Source organism: Neobacillus rhizosphaerae, assembly GCF_050477885.1.
GTDB lineage: Bacteria > Bacillota > Bacilli > Bacillales > Cytobacillaceae > Neobacillus > Neobacillus rhizosphaerae_A.
Window position 1 is genome coordinate 1 of the sequence record NZ_JBCNAC010000066.1, and the last position, 14,315, is coordinate 14,315.

Below are 14,315 nucleotides of genomic sequence, written 5' to 3' on the forward strand. Positions count from 1 at the left end.
AACGGGTGTGGCCTTCTCGCTATCGTCACCAGCCAAATATTTATGTCCTACTCGTCAGGGTTTTCCTTTGGAGAGTTCGACCCTGACTTGGTGGGGAATCAATCTTACCTCATAGGGTGAGACCGAAAATGCTCACTAACATACTCAAGTCGTCCTAAACGGAACCTTTTATACGCTCTAACATGAACAGGCTTAAATTGCATAGCCAACACCTCCTCGTCAGTTAAGACGGTAGGACATGTAAATAATACCATTTTACACAGAAACTAGCAATATATTATTGACTCTAATCTCTTCAAAAAAATTTTCTCTTATTATATAAATAACTCTAGAGCATAGCCCTAGAGTTAAGATTCTAAAGTACAGAACGAATTTTTCCATCAAATTTGTAAAATAAGTTTTTCTTACGTAGGTCAAGTTTGTTTCCGTTATAAAATCCAATTTCCTCCCAGTCAAAAGCACCAGCAATTTTTCTGTGTAACTGGAAAACCTTATATGTCCCATTTATCATTTCTTTGTGTTGTACATATCCGTTTGTGTCTATGTTCAAGCGGTTCTTCACTGAAAGGTCAATCAGGGTTAAGTCTTCACGGTCAACAATTGCAATGTGTTCGAAACCAGCTCGGTTAATATGAATAAGAGCAACGTCTCCCTTTAACTCAACAAAGTTTTTAATATTTTTGAAGTTCTTGTTCATATCCATACCTCCCACGATTAAGCTAGAATTTCAAAGTCGTCACTTGCTAACCAGAGAATTTCACCGTTCCCAGAGTCTTTGAATAAAATTCCGTCGGTCAAATATTCCCTGTTATAGTTTTGAGAAAGGACTTCTGGGTCAGTTGCAATTCCTTCTGGGTTTGCAACATGAACCACAACACCTTGACCAGCAGAGTTCGGAACCATTGAAACGAATAAAGCTCCCATTCCGATTGCTTTTACTGTGTTTCCAATTTGAACGTTTATCATATTCAAATTCCCCTCCAAATTTCGTAATTAAGTAATAAAGGAACAGAGAAGCTCTCCAGTAATTAGTTCAAAACAGAATACTCAACATATTCCTCACTCACAATGAAAGCTCGGTTTGCTCCGTGGTCGAAGTAAACAACACCTTCAAGAACGTCTGGAACAACTCCGTCACGGACAGCCATTTCAAAGTTTTCGTTGTAAGTTGCAAACTCCTCTTTGGAAGGGTTAATTGCAAGGACTTCACCTTCAAAGCTTGGAATGTTACCTGAACCCAGAACCAATTCAGCGAACAACATTTCAGCTTTCATTCCGTCGTGAACCACTTTCAAATTCTTCTTCATTTTCAATTTCCTCCTCTTGAGCTTTTAGCTCGTTTTATTGGTTGCCTTACACTTAACACAACGACTCGGTTCTTACTCCGTGACATACTCAATTTCATTTTCGTGAAAAATTCCAATCTCGTTTCCGAAGTTTATATGAAAGCTTGCAGTTCCTTTGCTGGAACGAGTCACGTCAAATAGCTCACCAATTCTCCCAGCAAACTTTTCAATGTAAAACTCACTTTCCGGGTCATTCGTGAGCTTCACTGTTTTCACTCTCACTCTGTCCCCTATATGGAACCTCTTGCTCATGTTCCCCAACCTCCTCGACGTATTGAACTACTTGAAGTCTGTAAACAAGTTTCTGTTCAGTTCGTCCAAACCACTTTTCTCTTTCTTGAAAGTCCTTCTGGACGACATAGAAAAGACCGAGTCTCTCACAGGAAGCCATAATTTCAATTAATTCTTGAAAGCTTGCAACCTCGTAAGTCATGAGACCAGTCCTCCTTAATATCCTCCCTCGTACTCTCCAAAGACCCTAAAATTCTTTGGAGCTTTCCGTCCGTTTATTTTGTGACGAGAGCTGGGACTGAAACTCTCAACAGCTTGGTGAGGGAGTTCTCGTCTTGCTCTTAACTTTTGCTGATGTTCTGAAAGAATTGGATATTCTGTTTTAGTGACCTTGTCTGGGTCTTTTGTTTTATCAACGACCAACCAAGTTGTGAGTCTCGAAAGTTCATAAGAGTCTGGAACCTTCCCTGTTTGGTCAATGTAAGCGTCAGTGAGAGCTTGAATAAGTTTCATTTTGAACTCGTCAGTTAAGTCTTGTTTTATGAGCTTCTCAACTTCTTGAGAGAAGGTTGCTTTATAGTTCCCAGCTGTAAAAAGGTTCTCATAGAGTGTTTTCATGCTTTGCTCTCCTCCTCTTTTGCTACTATCACAATTTTTGCAATAGCGTTGTCGATATGTTTTGAAACAGCTTGTTGAGAGACGTTCATGACTTCAGCAACCTCTTGTTGCGTCAAGTCGAGTTCATAGTGATAGAACAGAGCTTGTTTTTGACGTTCTGTAAGTCTTGCTTTCTCCATGAGTCTCTCGAAGTCTATTAAGATACAAGACAAGAGCGTTGTGTCCGTGCCTTGAAACCTTTGCTCCCTCAACGTGTGAATGTCTTTTAAGACGTTTGTGACTCCAAAAATTTTGGTTATTGGGTAACGAGTTGAGAGAAGTCTTTCCATTGCTGTAAAATCACTGTGAGCCATATTAGAACCCTCCTCCAGTAATGTTGCTCAACATTGCCTGAACTTGAGTAATGAGTTCGTCATAGGTTCCGTTATTGTCGAGTTCCCAGTCAACGGCGAAGGTTCTCACAAAACTCTCTGTTGAGTGATAGAAAGTTTCTGGGTTAAATTCCTCACCAGAAGAAATAATTCGAGCTTTCCTCCTTCCTGGTTTACAGTTCACTCGGGCAATAGTGAAACCAGACTCGACGAGCTTCTCATATTCGTGAGGTTGTCTTAAATCAGTAATGACAACGTTGTCCTCTAATGGGTTAATATCGTTCCAGAGCATTTCTTTAAATAAATAGTTGACCCAGACATTTCTGTCTTGAGCCACACAAAACTGACCGAAGTCTTGAAGAAGTTTACGAGGTTTCTTTCCATTCTTGAATTGCTCTGGAAAGAGACGTTTGCAAGTTTTCACAATTCCGTCTCCGAAAGCAAACCTCTTGAACCCATACTCCTCAACGAGAAACTTTCCGACTGTGTCTTTGCCACTTCTCATTTCTCCAGTAAGAGCAATTTGGACTCCTTTAAAACCTGACATACTTCTTCTCCTTTCCAGCAAAAGTCAGCCAAGAATATTTAAGAGCGTCAATTTTGAAAGACTCTTTTCCTCCGTTTATTCCGTTTGGAGGAATGACTCTTTCACAAGTCCTCCTCATTTCTTTCAAGTCCTCAAATGTCCAGAACGTGAAAGCGGAGACTGGTCTTTCAATTCCGTTCACGTATAGAACAGAAGCTCCTTGACGAATGTACGAGTCAACTTGATTGACCTTGAGGTAAATTGTAGTATTGTGACCAGTGGACGTTTTGACTTCCAGAGGAAGCTTGTTTTCTCCCACTAAGTAGTCAGCTCCAGAGTTCACTTTCGATATATCGTTAATGAAATCTCCAGACATATCGCAACCATTTGGAACAATGTCTCCATAGAAACCAAACTGGTTCTTGAGGAAGTTTTTGAAAAGAATAATTGCAAGTCGTTCTCTTGCGTTTCCTTTCTCAATGTCAACAATGAATTGTTCTTTGGTTCTCACGTCAAAACGGTAAGCGTCCGTTCCCACTTACAAACACTCCTTTTCGTAATTTCGGAAGTGACTTCCTACTCGTGACAACGGAGTGTGTTTTTGACTGTGACAAAAAAAGTTTTAAATTTTTTTGGTAAGAACTTGAAAAGTCTGTATATATTTATTAAGATAAATACGAAATATCGTAATAGAGGAATTTGAAAGGAGAGCTTCATAATGGAACTAACATTTAGAATGAAACTGAAGGACTTACTGGAGCGTAAAGGTATTTCTCAAAAGGAACTTGCTAAGGCGACTGGTTTACGTGAAGCTACTATTTCAGAGTTGGTCAATGACACTCGTTCTGCATATAACAAGAAACATTTGCTTACAATCATGGAAGCACTCAAAGTTACTGACTTGAGTGAGGTTCTTGAAGTGATAGTGTTGAAGAAATAAAAGAAAACCTCCCACCAAAATAGAGATAAGGTAGGAGGTTTTATTGTTTTATTTAAGAACTTCAACTGGTTCTCCGTCTAAATGGTCATTCGTGCTGTCCATATATCCATTTGCGTAAGCAATCTCAAAAATTGCTTTTTCCCTCTCACTCAACTGACCAATGAACATTTCAAACATGGTCATTCCCATTTCAGATTTCTCAACAATCTCCTCTGTGTGTCTCCCTTTTACGTCTTCCAGAGTTAAATTGAACATTTACATTCTCCTTTCAAATTTCAAGAAATAGTGAGGAATGTTTTTCTCGTCAACCGTTCCCTCAATGTTTTCAACGAGTTTCCAATTGCTCTGTGACAACACCGGAAAGAACGTGTCACACTCGAAATTCCCGTCAACCTCCGTGACCAGAACCTCGTCAGCATAGGGAAGAAAGAGTTTATATATTTCAGCTCCACCAATAATAAAAGCTGGTCTTGAGATTTTGTGTAGCTTTTCAAGTAGAGTTTTAAAGTCCCTCTCAACATGAACTTTGTGTTGTTTTTGGAGAGTTGTTGAGAGAACCACATTTCTCCGTCCTCTCAAGGGTTTCCCAATAGACTCAAATGTTTTACGACCCATGACAACAATATTTCCCATTGTGACTCTCTGAAAGTGTTTCATGTCATTTGGAAGATTCCAAACAAGTTTGTTGTCTCTCCCAATTCCTCTAGCTCGGTCATGAGCGACAATTAGAGAAATTTTGCCCATTAAACAGCAACCTCAAGTTTAATTTGAGGGTGAGAGTCATAACCGAGTAAACGAATGTCATTTGGAAGGAAGTCGTAAAAGTTTTGAGTCCTATTTGTTATATGAAGTTGAGGTTTTACGTCTCTCATTATTGGTCTGAACAACATTTCCTTGAGTGGTTCCACATGGTTATCATAAACATGAGCGTCCGTGATTGTATGAAGGAGTTCCCCTACTTCCAGCCCAGCACATTGAGCAACCATATGAACCAGAATTGCATATTGAGCAGTATTGAAAGGAACTCCGAGACCCAAGTCACCAGAGCGTTGTACAAGCTGACAATTGAGCTTCCCTCTATTGACTGACCATATAGTTTGAAAAGCACAAGGTTGAAGACTCATATATGGAAGTTCTTCAATATCCCAAAGGGAAATGATGTGTCTCCGTCCGTGAGGGTTCTCTTTCAAGCCTTGAATGAGTTTATCAATTTGCTTATGTTTCTCGATAATGTAACCATAAGCGTGGCCTATTGTTCCGTCCTTCTGTTCCCACTCGTCCCAAACTTTGACTCCGTATTTCTCACGAAGAAGACGAACGTCATTTGACTGGTCTTGATATATCCAGAACATTTCCTTCTTTGCTGACTCGAAAAAGAGCTTCTTCAATGTTGGAGCTGGGAACTCCTCTTGTAAATTAAACCTCATAGTTTCACCAAAAAGTTTTCTGGTTCCCACTCCAGTTCGGTCAACGACTCTCTCACCGTCAACAATTGCACGGAAAACCAAGTCTCTGTATTGTTCATCAAATTTTGTCATGCCGACTCAACCTCCTTGCTAGTTCGTGAAGTTCTGTGTAAGCTTCACAAATCACACGGAGCTTTCCTTGCTCCATAAGTTTCAAGTCTGGGAGGAAGACTTCTCTGACTTCCTCCTTGACCTTCCACTTTCCGAATAGAGTTGTTATTTCGTTCAACTCTATATGGTCAACTTTCTTGGAGACAAAAATATAAGTCTCTCTTTTGACCATTCCTCGGAACCAGGTATCAATGTGTTTCATTTTTCTTCACTTTCCTTGAGTCGATTGCTGACAATGCAAAAAGAGAAAAGAAAGCAAAAAGAGTAAAGTTATCGACAACTTGAGCTGGAATTGTTTCTGGTTTCCCAGTGACCCAAATTTGTATTCCGTTGATAAGGTTGACAATTGCAGACAGCCAAAACAGAACTTTGAATAATAGAGACATTAGTTGTTCCCTCCGTCTCTGTAGTCTTTTTCAGTCGAGGTTCCTTTTTGACGTTTGAAGTTTTCCTCACGTTTTGCCTGGTAGACCTCGAAGACTTTCTCTGGAGTCAAACCAACTCGTTGTGACAGAGCAACTAGGAAATGCCATAAGTCAATGACTTCCTCGTGAAGCTTCTCAATATCAATTTGTTTCTCACTTTTCCACCACTTCCAGTTGACCTCTCCACGAACCTCTGAAATTTCATCTTCCATTGCAATAGTGAGTTTTGTGACCCATTCAGAAATTCCTTGTGGAAGTTTGTCAGAGTGTTTTTCCATAATGAAAGAGTCAAGCTCGTGTTGCATTTTGAAAATAGCTTTCAGCATATCCACTGGAAGACCCCCATTCACGTTGTCTCTCATACGTTGTTTTTCTGCTTCAGTCATTAAAGTTTTGTCGAGTTTCTTCATTAAATAATACCTCCCTTTTTGAAATAGCAAGTTCTGCAAAGCGGAACATATTTGTCCGACTCACCGACAACTATTTGTTCTTCAGAAATGAAGGTTCCAGCAGAGACCCAAGCGTCTTCCCCACACGAATGACAAACAGCTCTCACTTTCACGACTTCTTCAGCCATACAGAGAAGCTCTGGAACTTTACCAAACGGTTGAGCAAAACGGTCTAAGTCCAGACCAGAACAAACAACGTCAATTCCGTCCCAGAGAAGCAAATTGACAACAGCAACAATTTTCTCGTCGAAGAATTGAATTTCGTCAATACACACAGTTCCGACCAGACCAACTTGCTGTTCCACTTGTTTCAAAACTTCTCGAATACTTTGAGCGTCCTCAACTACGTAAGCGGCAACTTTCGTTCCATCATGTGTGGAAATTGCTGTTGGAGTATAGCGGTTGTCTTTCCTGGGTTTGAAATAAGCAACAAGCTCTCCAGCAAGTTCCTTTCTCCGTCCTTGACGTTGAAGTTCAGTTGACTTCCCAGAAAACATTGAGCCAACAATGACAGTGAGCTTCCCAGCTTTACTCATAACGAATTTCAACTCCCTTATTGAGTAACCAGTGAGCAAATTCTACTGTGAGCGTTGTTTCCTCGAACCAACCTTTCTTGTTTTCGAGTCTCACAGTTTGCGTTTTCGAGTTGATAAAGGCAACGTCATATCTGGAATAAAGCTTGTCGAACCAATCGTAAATATCAATCAATTGACTTCCTCCCCTCGTCTTTCTGTTAATCCAACGACTACTTGAAATGGTTGTGACCGAAAACTAAAAAGGATTTCTGAAAATCTTGTAGAATTTTATAAGGAGAATATTGGAAGGGAAGTGAAGCTTTTTGGATAAATACTTAAATCGAACCTGCTCTGTATGTAGTGAAAAAGTTGAATTGAATGGAGATACGGGGTCAATTCCTATTTTCCAAGACAAAGAAGCCATTTGTGGGAAATGTTCTGGTGAAGGTTGGAGGTTCTGTGAAAAATGCAGTAAGACCTTTAATTTCAGGAAGGTTGACTATTCTCAATTCAAACAATTATACAGCTTGTTTAGATGGAGAGAAGTTATTCCAACAGAAAAGTATTGTAGTAATGAGTGTTACAATATCGAACTGTTGGACGAAGAAATATCCATGAACCAGTTATCGGTTATTGAAGTTGAAGTGATGAAAATACACGAAGAAAAGACTCAAGCGGAAAAAGACTTAATTGTGGAAACAGCAAAACAAAGAATTGAGGAACTAGAAGGTTTTAAGAACCGTTTGAAAGCTTCTCGTGCATAGAAAAAAAAACAAGGGAACCCAAAAGGGTTCCCATTTTTTATCTGACTGGACAAATTCCAGACTCACAGCCGTCTTGACCAATGTCGAAGTCTTCAGTTGAGCCGACTTCATATTGAGCAAGAATGTTCATGTTAAATTCTTGCATTTGTTTTTTGAGCCTCTCGTAAGTTTCCTTGTCACATTTCTCATATGGAGCGAGAGCATAAGTCCCACCGTCATGAGCAAGGAAGGAAACTCCAACGAAGTTATTCCAGCCATTCCAAACACGTTCTTCAGCTCTGTCCCATTCATGCGGTTTTACTGTGATTGTGTTGGAAGCGTTGTGTTCTGTGTAATAGTCTTGGAACATGAAATAAGTGTCAAACTGTTCGTCAATGTCAACGTCGTCTTTGGTCACGTCAGCTCCAGAGTAAACTGGGAAGTCAATGACCAGAGTCCGAGCATTTTTCATTTGTTCCTCACGAGTTGCTCCCTCGGTTCCGACTTCTGGGTTCACAACCCAACCTTCATGAGCAAGAACAGCTTTTGCTAGAGGGTCATTTGCAGAAATACGAATACGACGAATGTAATATTCAGAGTGAGCATAATGAAGTCCAGAGCTTACTCCACCAGCAACTTGAGAAATGGTTCCCTCTGGTTTCACGGTTGTTGTCAGTAATGGAGTTGCAATTCGGAGTTTACGAGCGTAAGCGTCAGCTTCCTCACGACCAACTTTCTTGAGCAGAGCAAGAAGCTCTTTTTCCTGGTCACGGTTGAACTTCAATTGACCCATTGCGTCTTTCCAACCAGTCAAAGACAGACCAAGCAACCGGTCAGTGTTTTGACGTTTTGCCCAGTGTGGAAGTTCAAGCTCAACAAGGGTCATGCGAAGACCAGCACGAGTTGAACGTCTTTGAGCTTCCAGAAGTCCTTCCAAGTCGAGCTTTCCATTGTAGACGAAACGAGTCACGTTGATTGTGGTCAAGTTACACACTCCGAGCGTCCACAATAAAATTTCAGCACATGGATTCATTCCGAGCTTTTCCATTACTTCTTCAAGCTGTTTCCGTGTTGGATTGTTAGTTCCGAGCATTTTGAAGCGTCTCATTGCGAGTTCTTCCAAATTAATGAAAGCTGGTTCTCCCTCTGCTTTCATCATTAAGAAAATAAAACGGAGAAGCTCACGAGGAGGTTTGCTTGTAAATGCAACAGAGTTGTTGCTCATTCGTCTATGGTGAAGACCGGTTCCCAAATTGATAGGATACATATAGAAACCGTCACCTTTTTCAGTCATTAAAGCGTCAGCTTCTTCTTTTGTGTCGAACTGGTGAGTTATTCCGTCCAGAGAAACACCGTGTTTTCTTTCCCCTACTTTTCTTGCTGACTCTGGAACCTTAATTCCGAGACGGTCAGCTTCAGCCATAATTTGTTCGTGACGTTGGAACATTTCCTCTGTCCAGAAACCATTCAGACCGTATTTTGCAAAGATTGACTCAACGTCCTTCATTCCGTCAATGAGGAAAATTTCTGCTGTTCTCCGAACTCCTCCCACAACAACGTTGTTTCCGAGGAAGTTTCCAAAGTCCAGGACATGAATTGGACGAAGACGGACATATTTGTCGTCAACACGAACAGGAGGTTCAAGAGTTGGGTCAATCTGGTTTTTGATAACTTTTTCAAAGTTCGTGAACATTTCCATGAGAGGAATATGTCCAGAAGCGGTTCCTCCGAAAGTGAGAAGCCTTGCTCCGTTCGGTCTTACAAAGTCATAGACAAAATGAATTTCGGTCAAGTCTTCATATTGTTTGAGAGTAATAAGACGGAAGAATAATTTCAGAGACTCAACCCATCCTTCTTTGGAGTCACCAACAACAATTGTTGCTTTGTTTCCTTCAACGGACATTGTTGTTGTATCAATACGGACTCCAAGAGAATACAAGTCTTCATATTCCTTGTGGGTCACAGTGAAGTTGTCACGGACTGGAGCAATGTTTTCAGCCATTTTGAAAGTATGCTTGAAGCCAACTCCAGTTCCGACCAACAACAAATAGAATTGGTCAGCCAAGTCTTCCCACTTTTCAATTGCAATGAAAGAACAGTTGAAGTTTCCGAGAGGGAACTTTTCAGCAACTCCTCCTTCAGCTCCACCAACCCACATTGTTCTTCCAGACAAGAACTGGTCAAGGTTGAACATGGAGTGGAACCAAGCTTCAGCTTCTTCCATTAGCTCTTTGTAAGTAATAGGCAAATCAAAAAGCTCAACGTGTTTTCTCAAGAGGTTCACGTTGTACTGGACAGCACGAGTGACCGTCTCTTTCCAAGTTTCCCTCCGTCCCTTTTCTGGGAGATAACGAGAATAAGTTCTCAAATATACGAAAGTCCCAATTGCGTTCATATGACTTGGAAAGTCTGGGTATTTTCTCAAGAATTTTGGACTCAAAGTAATTTCCTTCATATTCCCTCTCCTTTGCTGTTCTTTTCTCCGACCATTGACCCCAAAGGGTCTCGGTAACTTATTTGTTAGCTGTAAGCTATCAATTACAACGAACTTTTGAGTTTGTCGTGACAACAAAAAGGGAGCTTTTCAGCTCCCATTTCTTACAGCTTCTCTTCTGCTTCTTTCACTTTTTCTCGAATAATTTCTGGAGTAGTTCCTTTTGCTCCAACGAGTCTTGTAAGCTCTCTTTCTCCGTCCAAGAATAGGAGAGTTGGAGTTCCCATGATAGTGTATTTTTCAATCCAGTCTTTGTTCTCGTCTCGGTCAATGTTCACTTTCTCAATTACAGCATTCACTTCAGGAGTTGCCATAAGGATAAAGTCCAAAGCTCTGCATTGTGGGCAAACGTCAGCTTCAATTTTTACAATTCTCATTATTCATTTCCTCCTTCATACATTTCCATTGGTTTTTTATGATAGAAACGGAATTTGACCCAACCTTTCACTCCGTCTCTTTGAACCCAGAACTCCACCCTCACGTTGTCTGGTAAGTAAGGGAGAGAGTCAACCCATTCTTGAATTGAGTCCATTTCCTCTCTATACATACTCGGAACGAGCTTCTTCCTTTTGGTTCGTTTGGTCTGGAGGAGAATACCTCCCCCAAAACCAACTCCGACCAAGTCAAACATTCCTTTGGAAGCTGGAGACCGAGTCAAATAAAAGTAACCCTCTTTTTCCAAGTGTCGTTTTGCTTTATATTCTGAATAACGTCCTCGTTGATAGTTAGAAGCCAAGAGCTTCAGCTCCCTTCTCTACCTCCGAACAAACTTCTTTGAATGGACAGAACAGACACTTTTCAAAGTTTGGAGCTGGAAGTTTGTCTTCACGAAGTTGTTTTGCAATTCCAGCAAACTTATCGAGAACAGCTTGTTTCATAGCTTCAGTAATTTTTATATGGAAGACACGAATGTCTGGTTTTGCGTCTGCTCCCTTTGTCCAACCGTCTTTTGCAAGTGACTCATAACAAATAATGTACTCGTCAACGTCGAACAGAAGGGAATAACAAACAGCTTGGAGAACGTTGTTTTCTTGGGGAGCTTTGAGCTTGTAGTCACCAATCGAGGCAATTGTTGTGGACTTGGTCTTGAAGTCAAAACCAATGCGTTTCTTTTCTGGTTTATAGTAGAGCATACCGTCAACCATTCCATAGAGCTGAAACTTCTCTCCATTGTGTTCAAACTTTTTGACGGTTCTCGTGTTTCGTTCCCAAGCTGGTTTTCCTTCTTTGGTTCGACACACTTCAAACGGAGCGTCTTTCAAGTATTTCTCAATGTAAATCAAATCTCTTTGAATTGCTTTATGAACAGCGGAACCGTTTCTGACCCACCGTTTTTGATAAGGTTCCATGACTTGTTCGTCCTCGTCTGCTCCAATGATTTTGAAAGCGAGTGACCGTTCACAGTCGTCAGCAGAGGAAGGAGAGAACGTTGGGAGCGACTCGTCCCACGTCCCTCTCAAGTTTGACCGTCCGTCTGTCATTTGCTCAATTTCGTCTTGAAGCAACATAACGTCCAATTTATAGTCATTGTTGACGTTCAGTTTGTGAAAGTCGTCCAGCATTTTGTGAAAGTCTTGAGCAATTGCTGGGTTCCCTTCTGGAGCGTTTTGCTTTGCTTTGTCATTTTTTCTTTTTATTGCCTTTGCTTTTTCTTTGTTCGTTATCATTAAGCAACCTCCTCAATGTATTTAACAGCTTCTTTTAAGTGAGCTGACTCAAACATTGTTTTGCCTGTCTTCTCGTCCTTGTGGAAGAAGACTTTGCGGTTCACGTCAAACTTAATTCCATTCCCCCAAGTTGCCATGACCTCAACGTCGGTCTTGAGTGGAACCTCAAGCTCAACACAAAGTCTCATACAATCATTCATTCGAATAATTTCTTCATGAGTAATTGTGTCGTCAGCAATCATGAGAAGCTCGTCGTGAACCGTTGCCATGAGTGACCAACCTTTTGACTTCAAGAAAGCGTCCATTCGTAACATTGCAATTTTCATAATGTCAGCGGAGGAGCCTTGAATAATTGCGTTGACAGCTTGACGACGAACCCTCTCAACGGACTTTTTAACAGCCTGGAATTTTTGTTTCAGCTTGTACGGTAATTGAGGGTATTTCTTTTTGTTCCAGAAGTCTTGAGGGAGGTTCTTTGTGCCGAGAAGTTTCAACATTTGAGCTTTGCAATCGTCATAAATAATTGCTTGCTGTCTGTGTTTTGGGAACCTTCTCTTTCGTCCGTAAAGCGTCTCAACATATTCGTTTTCCTTTACAAACTCCCAAATGGACTCAATCCAAGCTTTTACTTTTGGATAAGCTTCATAGAAGTCGTGAATAAACTGTTCAGCTTCCTCCAATGTAATATTCAATTGTTTGGACAGCGTCCACATTGAAGTTCCATACATTACAGCAAGGAGACCAGTCTTCATCATTTTTCGATACTTTGAACCGTCTCCACATTCTTCAATTGGTTTCTTGAAAGTTCGTGAAGCCAGCGTTGCGTATAAGTCTCCACCAGTCAAATAAGGTTTTCTCAATTCCTCGTCTCCAGTGATATGAGAAAGAACACGAGGTTCAATTTGGGAGAAGTCAATGCCGAAAATGACTTTTCCGTCTGGTGCAATGACCAATTTCCTAGCACGAGCTGGAAGGTTTTGAAGGTTCGGTTCCGAGCTTGAGAACCGTCCAGTGTCGGTTTTGTCTTGGTTGAACTGTCCGTGAATACGTCCGTCAGACTTCACTTTTTCTGGGAGAGCTGAAATATAGGTTGAGTTCAACTTGAACAAATCTTTGTATTTCAAGAGAGTCTCCAAGACAGGAAGCTCACCAGAAAGAATTTCGAGCGTCTTCTTGTCGGTTGACCGTTTCCCAGACACGTCCTCCATTTCAAAGTCGTCATATAGGACTTTCTGGAGTTGAGCTGGACTTTTCAAGTTAATGTCACCAAGTTCGGCTTTTATTTCCTTTTCAAGTTCAACGAGGTATTCAGTCAGTTCGTGACCGTACTCTTTTCCAAACTCCATGTCACACAACATACCAGTCCGTTCCATGTCAACCACCACTGGGAGCAACGGACTCTCAATTTCATAGAAGACACGTTTCAGACCGAACATTTTCTGAAAGAATTGTTCTTGCCATTTTCCGAGCAAATAGCAACCGTGAGTGTCCTTGCAAGCGTAAACTTTAGCCACTTCCAGAGGAACCTCATGGAACGGAGCGTTCTTTCCAAAAAGCTGTTCAAATGTGTAAGAGTCTTCTTTGAAACCCAAGTGGTTCTTGTATTTGGTCAGCAAGTCCTTGAGCCTGTTAGAAGGTTCATTCTCATTCAAGAGCTTCATAGCAATTTGAGTGTCGTGAATGGTTCCTCCAATGTTGTACTTGTGGCGAATGAACATATGTTTATCGAACTTTGCATTGTGAAGGAATTTCTTTGTATTGCTCATGAGATAAGGTTTGAGCATTTTCAACACATACTCACGAGGGAGTTGTTTCTCTCCAGTTGTGTGGCCAAACGGAATATAAACATGAACGTCCCTCTTTGGGAGAGTGATTGAAATTCCAACCATAACGTCAACATAAACGTCCAGGCCGGTTGTTTCTGTGTCCAGACCAGTTTCCGTCTCGTCCTCAAGGTATTTCACAAGCTTCTCCATCTGGTTTTTTTCAGTAATTAAAAAGTAGTTGTCTGGACAGTGCTCAACGAGTTCCTTAATGCGTTGTTCTCGTTTACGTTGTTCCAGAACAGCGTAAAGTTCTTTTGCTTTGGACTTGGAGAACTTCCCAACTGGAATTGGCTCTTTGGTCACTGGGTCTTCCAAACCAAGCTCACCAGACTCAATTGCGTCCTTTACTTCTTGTAGCCATTGTCTATGAACTGTCTTGGAATCTTTCAGTTCCCAAATTCCGTTTTTCCATTTTCCTGTCTTTGGGTTCTCATAACCGTTCCAGACCTGTTCCCAAGTCGGTTCAAATTTGGAAGCTTCTTTCTTTTGTGTTGCTTTCTTTGACCGAGCTTTTTTCTTGGTCTCTTTCACTTGTTCTTGTTCAAATTCTTCAGTAAGGTCAAAAGTCAATTCTTCCATAAAAATCA

The 14,315-nt window shown here is 41.0% G+C and carries 23 protein-coding genes; 2 read left to right on the forward strand and 21 right to left on the reverse strand.

Translation table 11 applies throughout. The features are described 5' to 3' along the window. Positions 1-355 precede the first annotated feature (355 nt). The 9 genes from ABES03_RS08395 to ABES03_RS08435 all read right to left on the reverse strand — a co-directional run bounded on the left by ABES03_RS08395 (position 356) and on the right by ABES03_RS08435 (position 3,630). On the reverse strand, positions 356-697 hold the full coding sequence (locus ABES03_RS08395; protein ID WP_430116792.1) for a hypothetical protein: 342 nt from the start codon (positions 695-697) through the stop codon (positions 356-358). Positions 698-714: 17 nt separating this feature from the next. Next, positions 715-966, reverse strand: coding sequence for a hypothetical protein (locus tag ABES03_RS08400; RefSeq protein ID WP_430116794.1), 252 nt, complete (start codon positions 964-966; stop codon positions 715-717). A 62-nt stretch (positions 967-1,028) separates the two neighbouring features. Next, the gene (locus tag ABES03_RS08405; RefSeq protein ID WP_430116796.1) at positions 1,029-1,307 is read right to left on the reverse strand and encodes a hypothetical protein; all 279 of its coding nucleotides are present in this window, start codon (positions 1,305-1,307) and stop codon (positions 1,029-1,031) included. Positions 1,308-1,379: 72 nt separating this feature from the next. Continuing rightward, positions 1,380-1,562 carry a hypothetical protein gene (locus ABES03_RS08410; RefSeq protein WP_430116798.1) on the reverse strand — a complete coding sequence of 61 codons (183 nt, stop codon included), beginning with the start codon at positions 1,560-1,562 and terminating at the stop codon, positions 1,380-1,382. Beyond that, positions 1,537-1,779 carry a hypothetical protein gene (locus tag ABES03_RS08415; RefSeq protein WP_430116799.1) on the reverse strand — a complete coding sequence of 81 codons (243 nt, stop codon included), beginning with the start codon at positions 1,777-1,779 and terminating at the stop codon, positions 1,537-1,539. The genes ABES03_RS08410 and ABES03_RS08415 overlap by 26 nt, the downstream gene beginning before the upstream one ends. 14 nt (positions 1,780-1,793) lie before the next feature. Next, entirely contained in the window at positions 1,794-2,195 is a 402-nt protein-coding gene (locus ABES03_RS08420) for a hypothetical protein (protein ID WP_430116800.1), read from the reverse strand. Further along, positions 2,192-2,548, reverse strand: a complete 357-nt coding sequence (locus ABES03_RS08425) for a sigma factor-like helix-turn-helix DNA-binding protein (RefSeq protein WP_430116802.1) — start codon at positions 2,546-2,548, stop codon at positions 2,192-2,194. Before ABES03_RS08425 ends, ABES03_RS08420 begins: the two co-directional genes overlap by 4 nt. A 1-nt stretch (position 2,549) precedes the next feature. Continuing rightward, positions 2,550-3,113 (reverse strand): hypothetical protein, encoded by a 564-nt coding sequence (locus ABES03_RS08430; protein WP_430116803.1) that lies wholly within the window; start codon positions 3,111-3,113, stop codon positions 2,550-2,552. Further along, positions 3,100-3,630, reverse strand: coding sequence for a hypothetical protein (locus ABES03_RS08435; RefSeq protein WP_430116804.1), 531 nt, complete (start codon positions 3,628-3,630; stop codon positions 3,100-3,102). The genes ABES03_RS08430 and ABES03_RS08435 overlap by 14 nt, the downstream gene beginning before the upstream one ends. Before the next feature lie 180 nt (positions 3,631-3,810). Between ABES03_RS08435 and ABES03_RS08440 the strand changes: the two genes are divergently transcribed. Next, entirely contained in the window at positions 3,811-4,032 is a 222-nt protein-coding gene (locus tag ABES03_RS08440; RefSeq protein WP_430116805.1) for a helix-turn-helix domain-containing protein, read from the forward strand. Positions 4,033-4,080: 48 nt separating this feature from the next. Here ABES03_RS08440 and ABES03_RS08445 read toward each other — a convergent pair whose 3' ends face one another. From ABES03_RS08445 to ABES03_RS08475, 7 genes are all read right to left on the reverse strand, one after another. Beyond that, complete coding sequence (locus tag ABES03_RS08445) at positions 4,081-4,287, reverse strand: hypothetical protein (RefSeq protein WP_430116807.1); 207 nt, start codon at positions 4,285-4,287, stop codon at positions 4,081-4,083. Further along, the gene (locus ABES03_RS08450) at positions 4,288-4,776 is read right to left on the reverse strand and encodes a dihydrofolate reductase (protein WP_430116808.1); all 489 of its coding nucleotides are present in this window, start codon (positions 4,774-4,776) and stop codon (positions 4,288-4,290) included. After that, the gene (gene thyA, locus ABES03_RS08455) at positions 4,776-5,570 is read right to left on the reverse strand and encodes a thymidylate synthase (protein WP_430116809.1); all 795 of its coding nucleotides are present in this window, start codon (positions 5,568-5,570) and stop codon (positions 4,776-4,778) included. Before thyA ends, ABES03_RS08450 begins: the two co-directional genes overlap by 1 nt. Positions 5,571-5,797: 227 nt before the next feature. Beyond that, positions 5,798-5,995 (reverse strand): hypothetical protein, encoded by a 198-nt coding sequence (locus ABES03_RS08460; protein WP_430116811.1) that lies wholly within the window; start codon positions 5,993-5,995, stop codon positions 5,798-5,800. After that, positions 5,995-6,444 carry a dUTPase gene (locus tag ABES03_RS08465; RefSeq protein ID WP_430116812.1) on the reverse strand — a complete coding sequence of 150 codons (450 nt, stop codon included), beginning with the start codon at positions 6,442-6,444 and terminating at the stop codon, positions 5,995-5,997. Before ABES03_RS08465 ends, ABES03_RS08460 begins: the two co-directional genes overlap by 1 nt. After that, complete coding sequence (locus ABES03_RS08470) at positions 6,444-7,019, reverse strand: thymidine kinase (protein WP_430116813.1); 576 nt, start codon at positions 7,017-7,019, stop codon at positions 6,444-6,446. Before ABES03_RS08470 ends, ABES03_RS08465 begins: the two co-directional genes overlap by 1 nt. Further along, positions 7,012-7,191, reverse strand: a complete 180-nt coding sequence (locus ABES03_RS08475; RefSeq protein ID WP_430116815.1) for a hypothetical protein — start codon at positions 7,189-7,191, stop codon at positions 7,012-7,014. Before ABES03_RS08475 ends, ABES03_RS08470 begins: the two co-directional genes overlap by 8 nt. Before the next feature lie 130 nt (positions 7,192-7,321). Between ABES03_RS08475 and ABES03_RS08480 the strand changes: the two genes are divergently transcribed. Then, positions 7,322-7,762: a hypothetical protein gene (locus tag ABES03_RS08480; RefSeq protein ID WP_430116816.1), complete on the forward strand. Its 441-nt coding sequence runs from the start codon at positions 7,322-7,324 to the stop codon at positions 7,760-7,762. 37 nt (positions 7,763-7,799) lie between these two features. On the opposite strand, the gene ABES03_RS08485 is transcribed toward ABES03_RS08480, so the two are convergent. From ABES03_RS08485 to ABES03_RS08505, 5 genes are all read right to left on the reverse strand, one after another. After that, on the reverse strand, positions 7,800-10,196 hold the full coding sequence (locus tag ABES03_RS08485) for a ribonucleoside-triphosphate reductase, adenosylcobalamin-dependent (protein ID WP_430116818.1): 2,397 nt from the start codon (positions 10,194-10,196) through the stop codon (positions 7,800-7,802). Positions 10,197-10,339: 143 nt separating this feature from the next. Further along, positions 10,340-10,612 carry a thioredoxin family protein gene (locus ABES03_RS08490; RefSeq protein WP_430116819.1) on the reverse strand — a complete coding sequence of 91 codons (273 nt, stop codon included), beginning with the start codon at positions 10,610-10,612 and terminating at the stop codon, positions 10,340-10,342. Continuing rightward, complete coding sequence (locus ABES03_RS08495; RefSeq protein ID WP_430116821.1) at positions 10,612-10,971, reverse strand: hypothetical protein; 360 nt, start codon at positions 10,969-10,971, stop codon at positions 10,612-10,614. Before ABES03_RS08495 ends, ABES03_RS08490 begins: the two co-directional genes overlap by 1 nt. Continuing rightward, positions 10,961-11,902, reverse strand: a complete 942-nt coding sequence (locus ABES03_RS08500) for a PD-(D/E)XK nuclease family protein (RefSeq protein ID WP_430116823.1) — start codon at positions 11,900-11,902, stop codon at positions 10,961-10,963. Before ABES03_RS08500 ends, ABES03_RS08495 begins: the two co-directional genes overlap by 11 nt. Next, positions 11,902-14,307 (reverse strand): DNA polymerase, encoded by a 2,406-nt coding sequence (locus tag ABES03_RS08505; protein ID WP_430116825.1) that lies wholly within the window; start codon positions 14,305-14,307, stop codon positions 11,902-11,904. The genes ABES03_RS08500 and ABES03_RS08505 overlap by 1 nt, the downstream gene beginning before the upstream one ends. Positions 14,308-14,315: the final 8 nt, after the last annotated feature.

What these genes read in the sequence shown, in the direction of transcription:
- ABES03_RS08395 (WP_430116792.1), bottom strand. Translation starts at nt 697, where the DNA reads ATGAACAAGAACTTCAAAAATATTAAAAACTTTGTTGAGTTAAAGGGA.
- ABES03_RS08460 (WP_430116811.1), bottom strand. Translation starts at nt 5,995, where the DNA reads ATGTCTCTATTATTCAAAGTTCTGTTTTGGCTGTCTGCAATTGTCAAC.
- ABES03_RS08400 (WP_430116794.1), bottom strand. Translation starts at nt 966, where the DNA reads ATGATAAACGTTCAAATTGGAAACACAGTAAAAGCAATCGGAATGGGA.
- ABES03_RS08465 (WP_430116812.1), bottom strand. Translation starts at nt 6,444, where the DNA reads ATGAAGAAACTCGACAAAACTTTAATGACTGAAGCAGAAAAACAACGT.
- ABES03_RS08505 (WP_430116825.1), bottom strand. Translation starts at nt 14,307, where the DNA reads ATGGAAGAATTGACTTTTGACCTTACTGAAGAATTTGAACAAGAACAA.
- ABES03_RS08425 (WP_430116802.1), bottom strand. Translation starts at nt 2,548, where the DNA reads ATGGCTCACAGTGATTTTACAGCAATGGAAAGACTTCTCTCAACTCGT.
- ABES03_RS08445 (WP_430116807.1), bottom strand. Translation starts at nt 4,287, where the DNA reads ATGTTCAATTTAACTCTGGAAGACGTAAAAGGGAGACACACAGAGGAG.
- ABES03_RS08430 (WP_430116803.1), bottom strand. Translation starts at nt 3,113, where the DNA reads ATGTCAGGTTTTAAAGGAGTCCAAATTGCTCTTACTGGAGAAATGAGA.
- thyA (WP_430116809.1), bottom strand. Translation starts at nt 5,570, where the DNA reads ATGACAAAATTTGATGAACAATACAGAGACTTGGTTTTCCGTGCAATT.
- ABES03_RS08485 (WP_430116818.1), bottom strand. Translation starts at nt 10,196, where the DNA reads ATGAAGGAAATTACTTTGAGTCCAAAATTCTTGAGAAAATACCCAGAC.
- ABES03_RS08420 (WP_430116800.1), bottom strand. Translation starts at nt 2,195, where the DNA reads ATGAAAACACTCTATGAGAACCTTTTTACAGCTGGGAACTATAAAGCA.
- ABES03_RS08405 (WP_430116796.1), bottom strand. Translation starts at nt 1,307, where the DNA reads ATGAAGAAGAATTTGAAAGTGGTTCACGACGGAATGAAAGCTGAAATG.
- ABES03_RS08490 (WP_430116819.1), bottom strand. Translation starts at nt 10,612, where the DNA reads ATGAGAATTGTAAAAATTGAAGCTGACGTTTGCCCACAATGCAGAGCT.
- ABES03_RS08470 (WP_430116813.1), bottom strand. Translation starts at nt 7,019, where the DNA reads ATGAGTAAAGCTGGGAAGCTCACTGTCATTGTTGGCTCAATGTTTTCT.
- ABES03_RS08450 (WP_430116808.1), bottom strand. Translation starts at nt 4,776, where the DNA reads ATGGGCAAAATTTCTCTAATTGTCGCTCATGACCGAGCTAGAGGAATT.
- ABES03_RS08440 (WP_430116805.1), top strand. Translation starts at nt 3,811, where the DNA reads ATGGAACTAACATTTAGAATGAAACTGAAGGACTTACTGGAGCGTAAA.
- ABES03_RS08415 (WP_430116799.1), bottom strand. Translation starts at nt 1,779, where the DNA reads ATGACTTACGAGGTTGCAAGCTTTCAAGAATTAATTGAAATTATGGCT.
- ABES03_RS08500 (WP_430116823.1), bottom strand. Translation starts at nt 11,902, where the DNA reads ATGATAACGAACAAAGAAAAAGCAAAGGCAATAAAAAGAAAAAATGAC.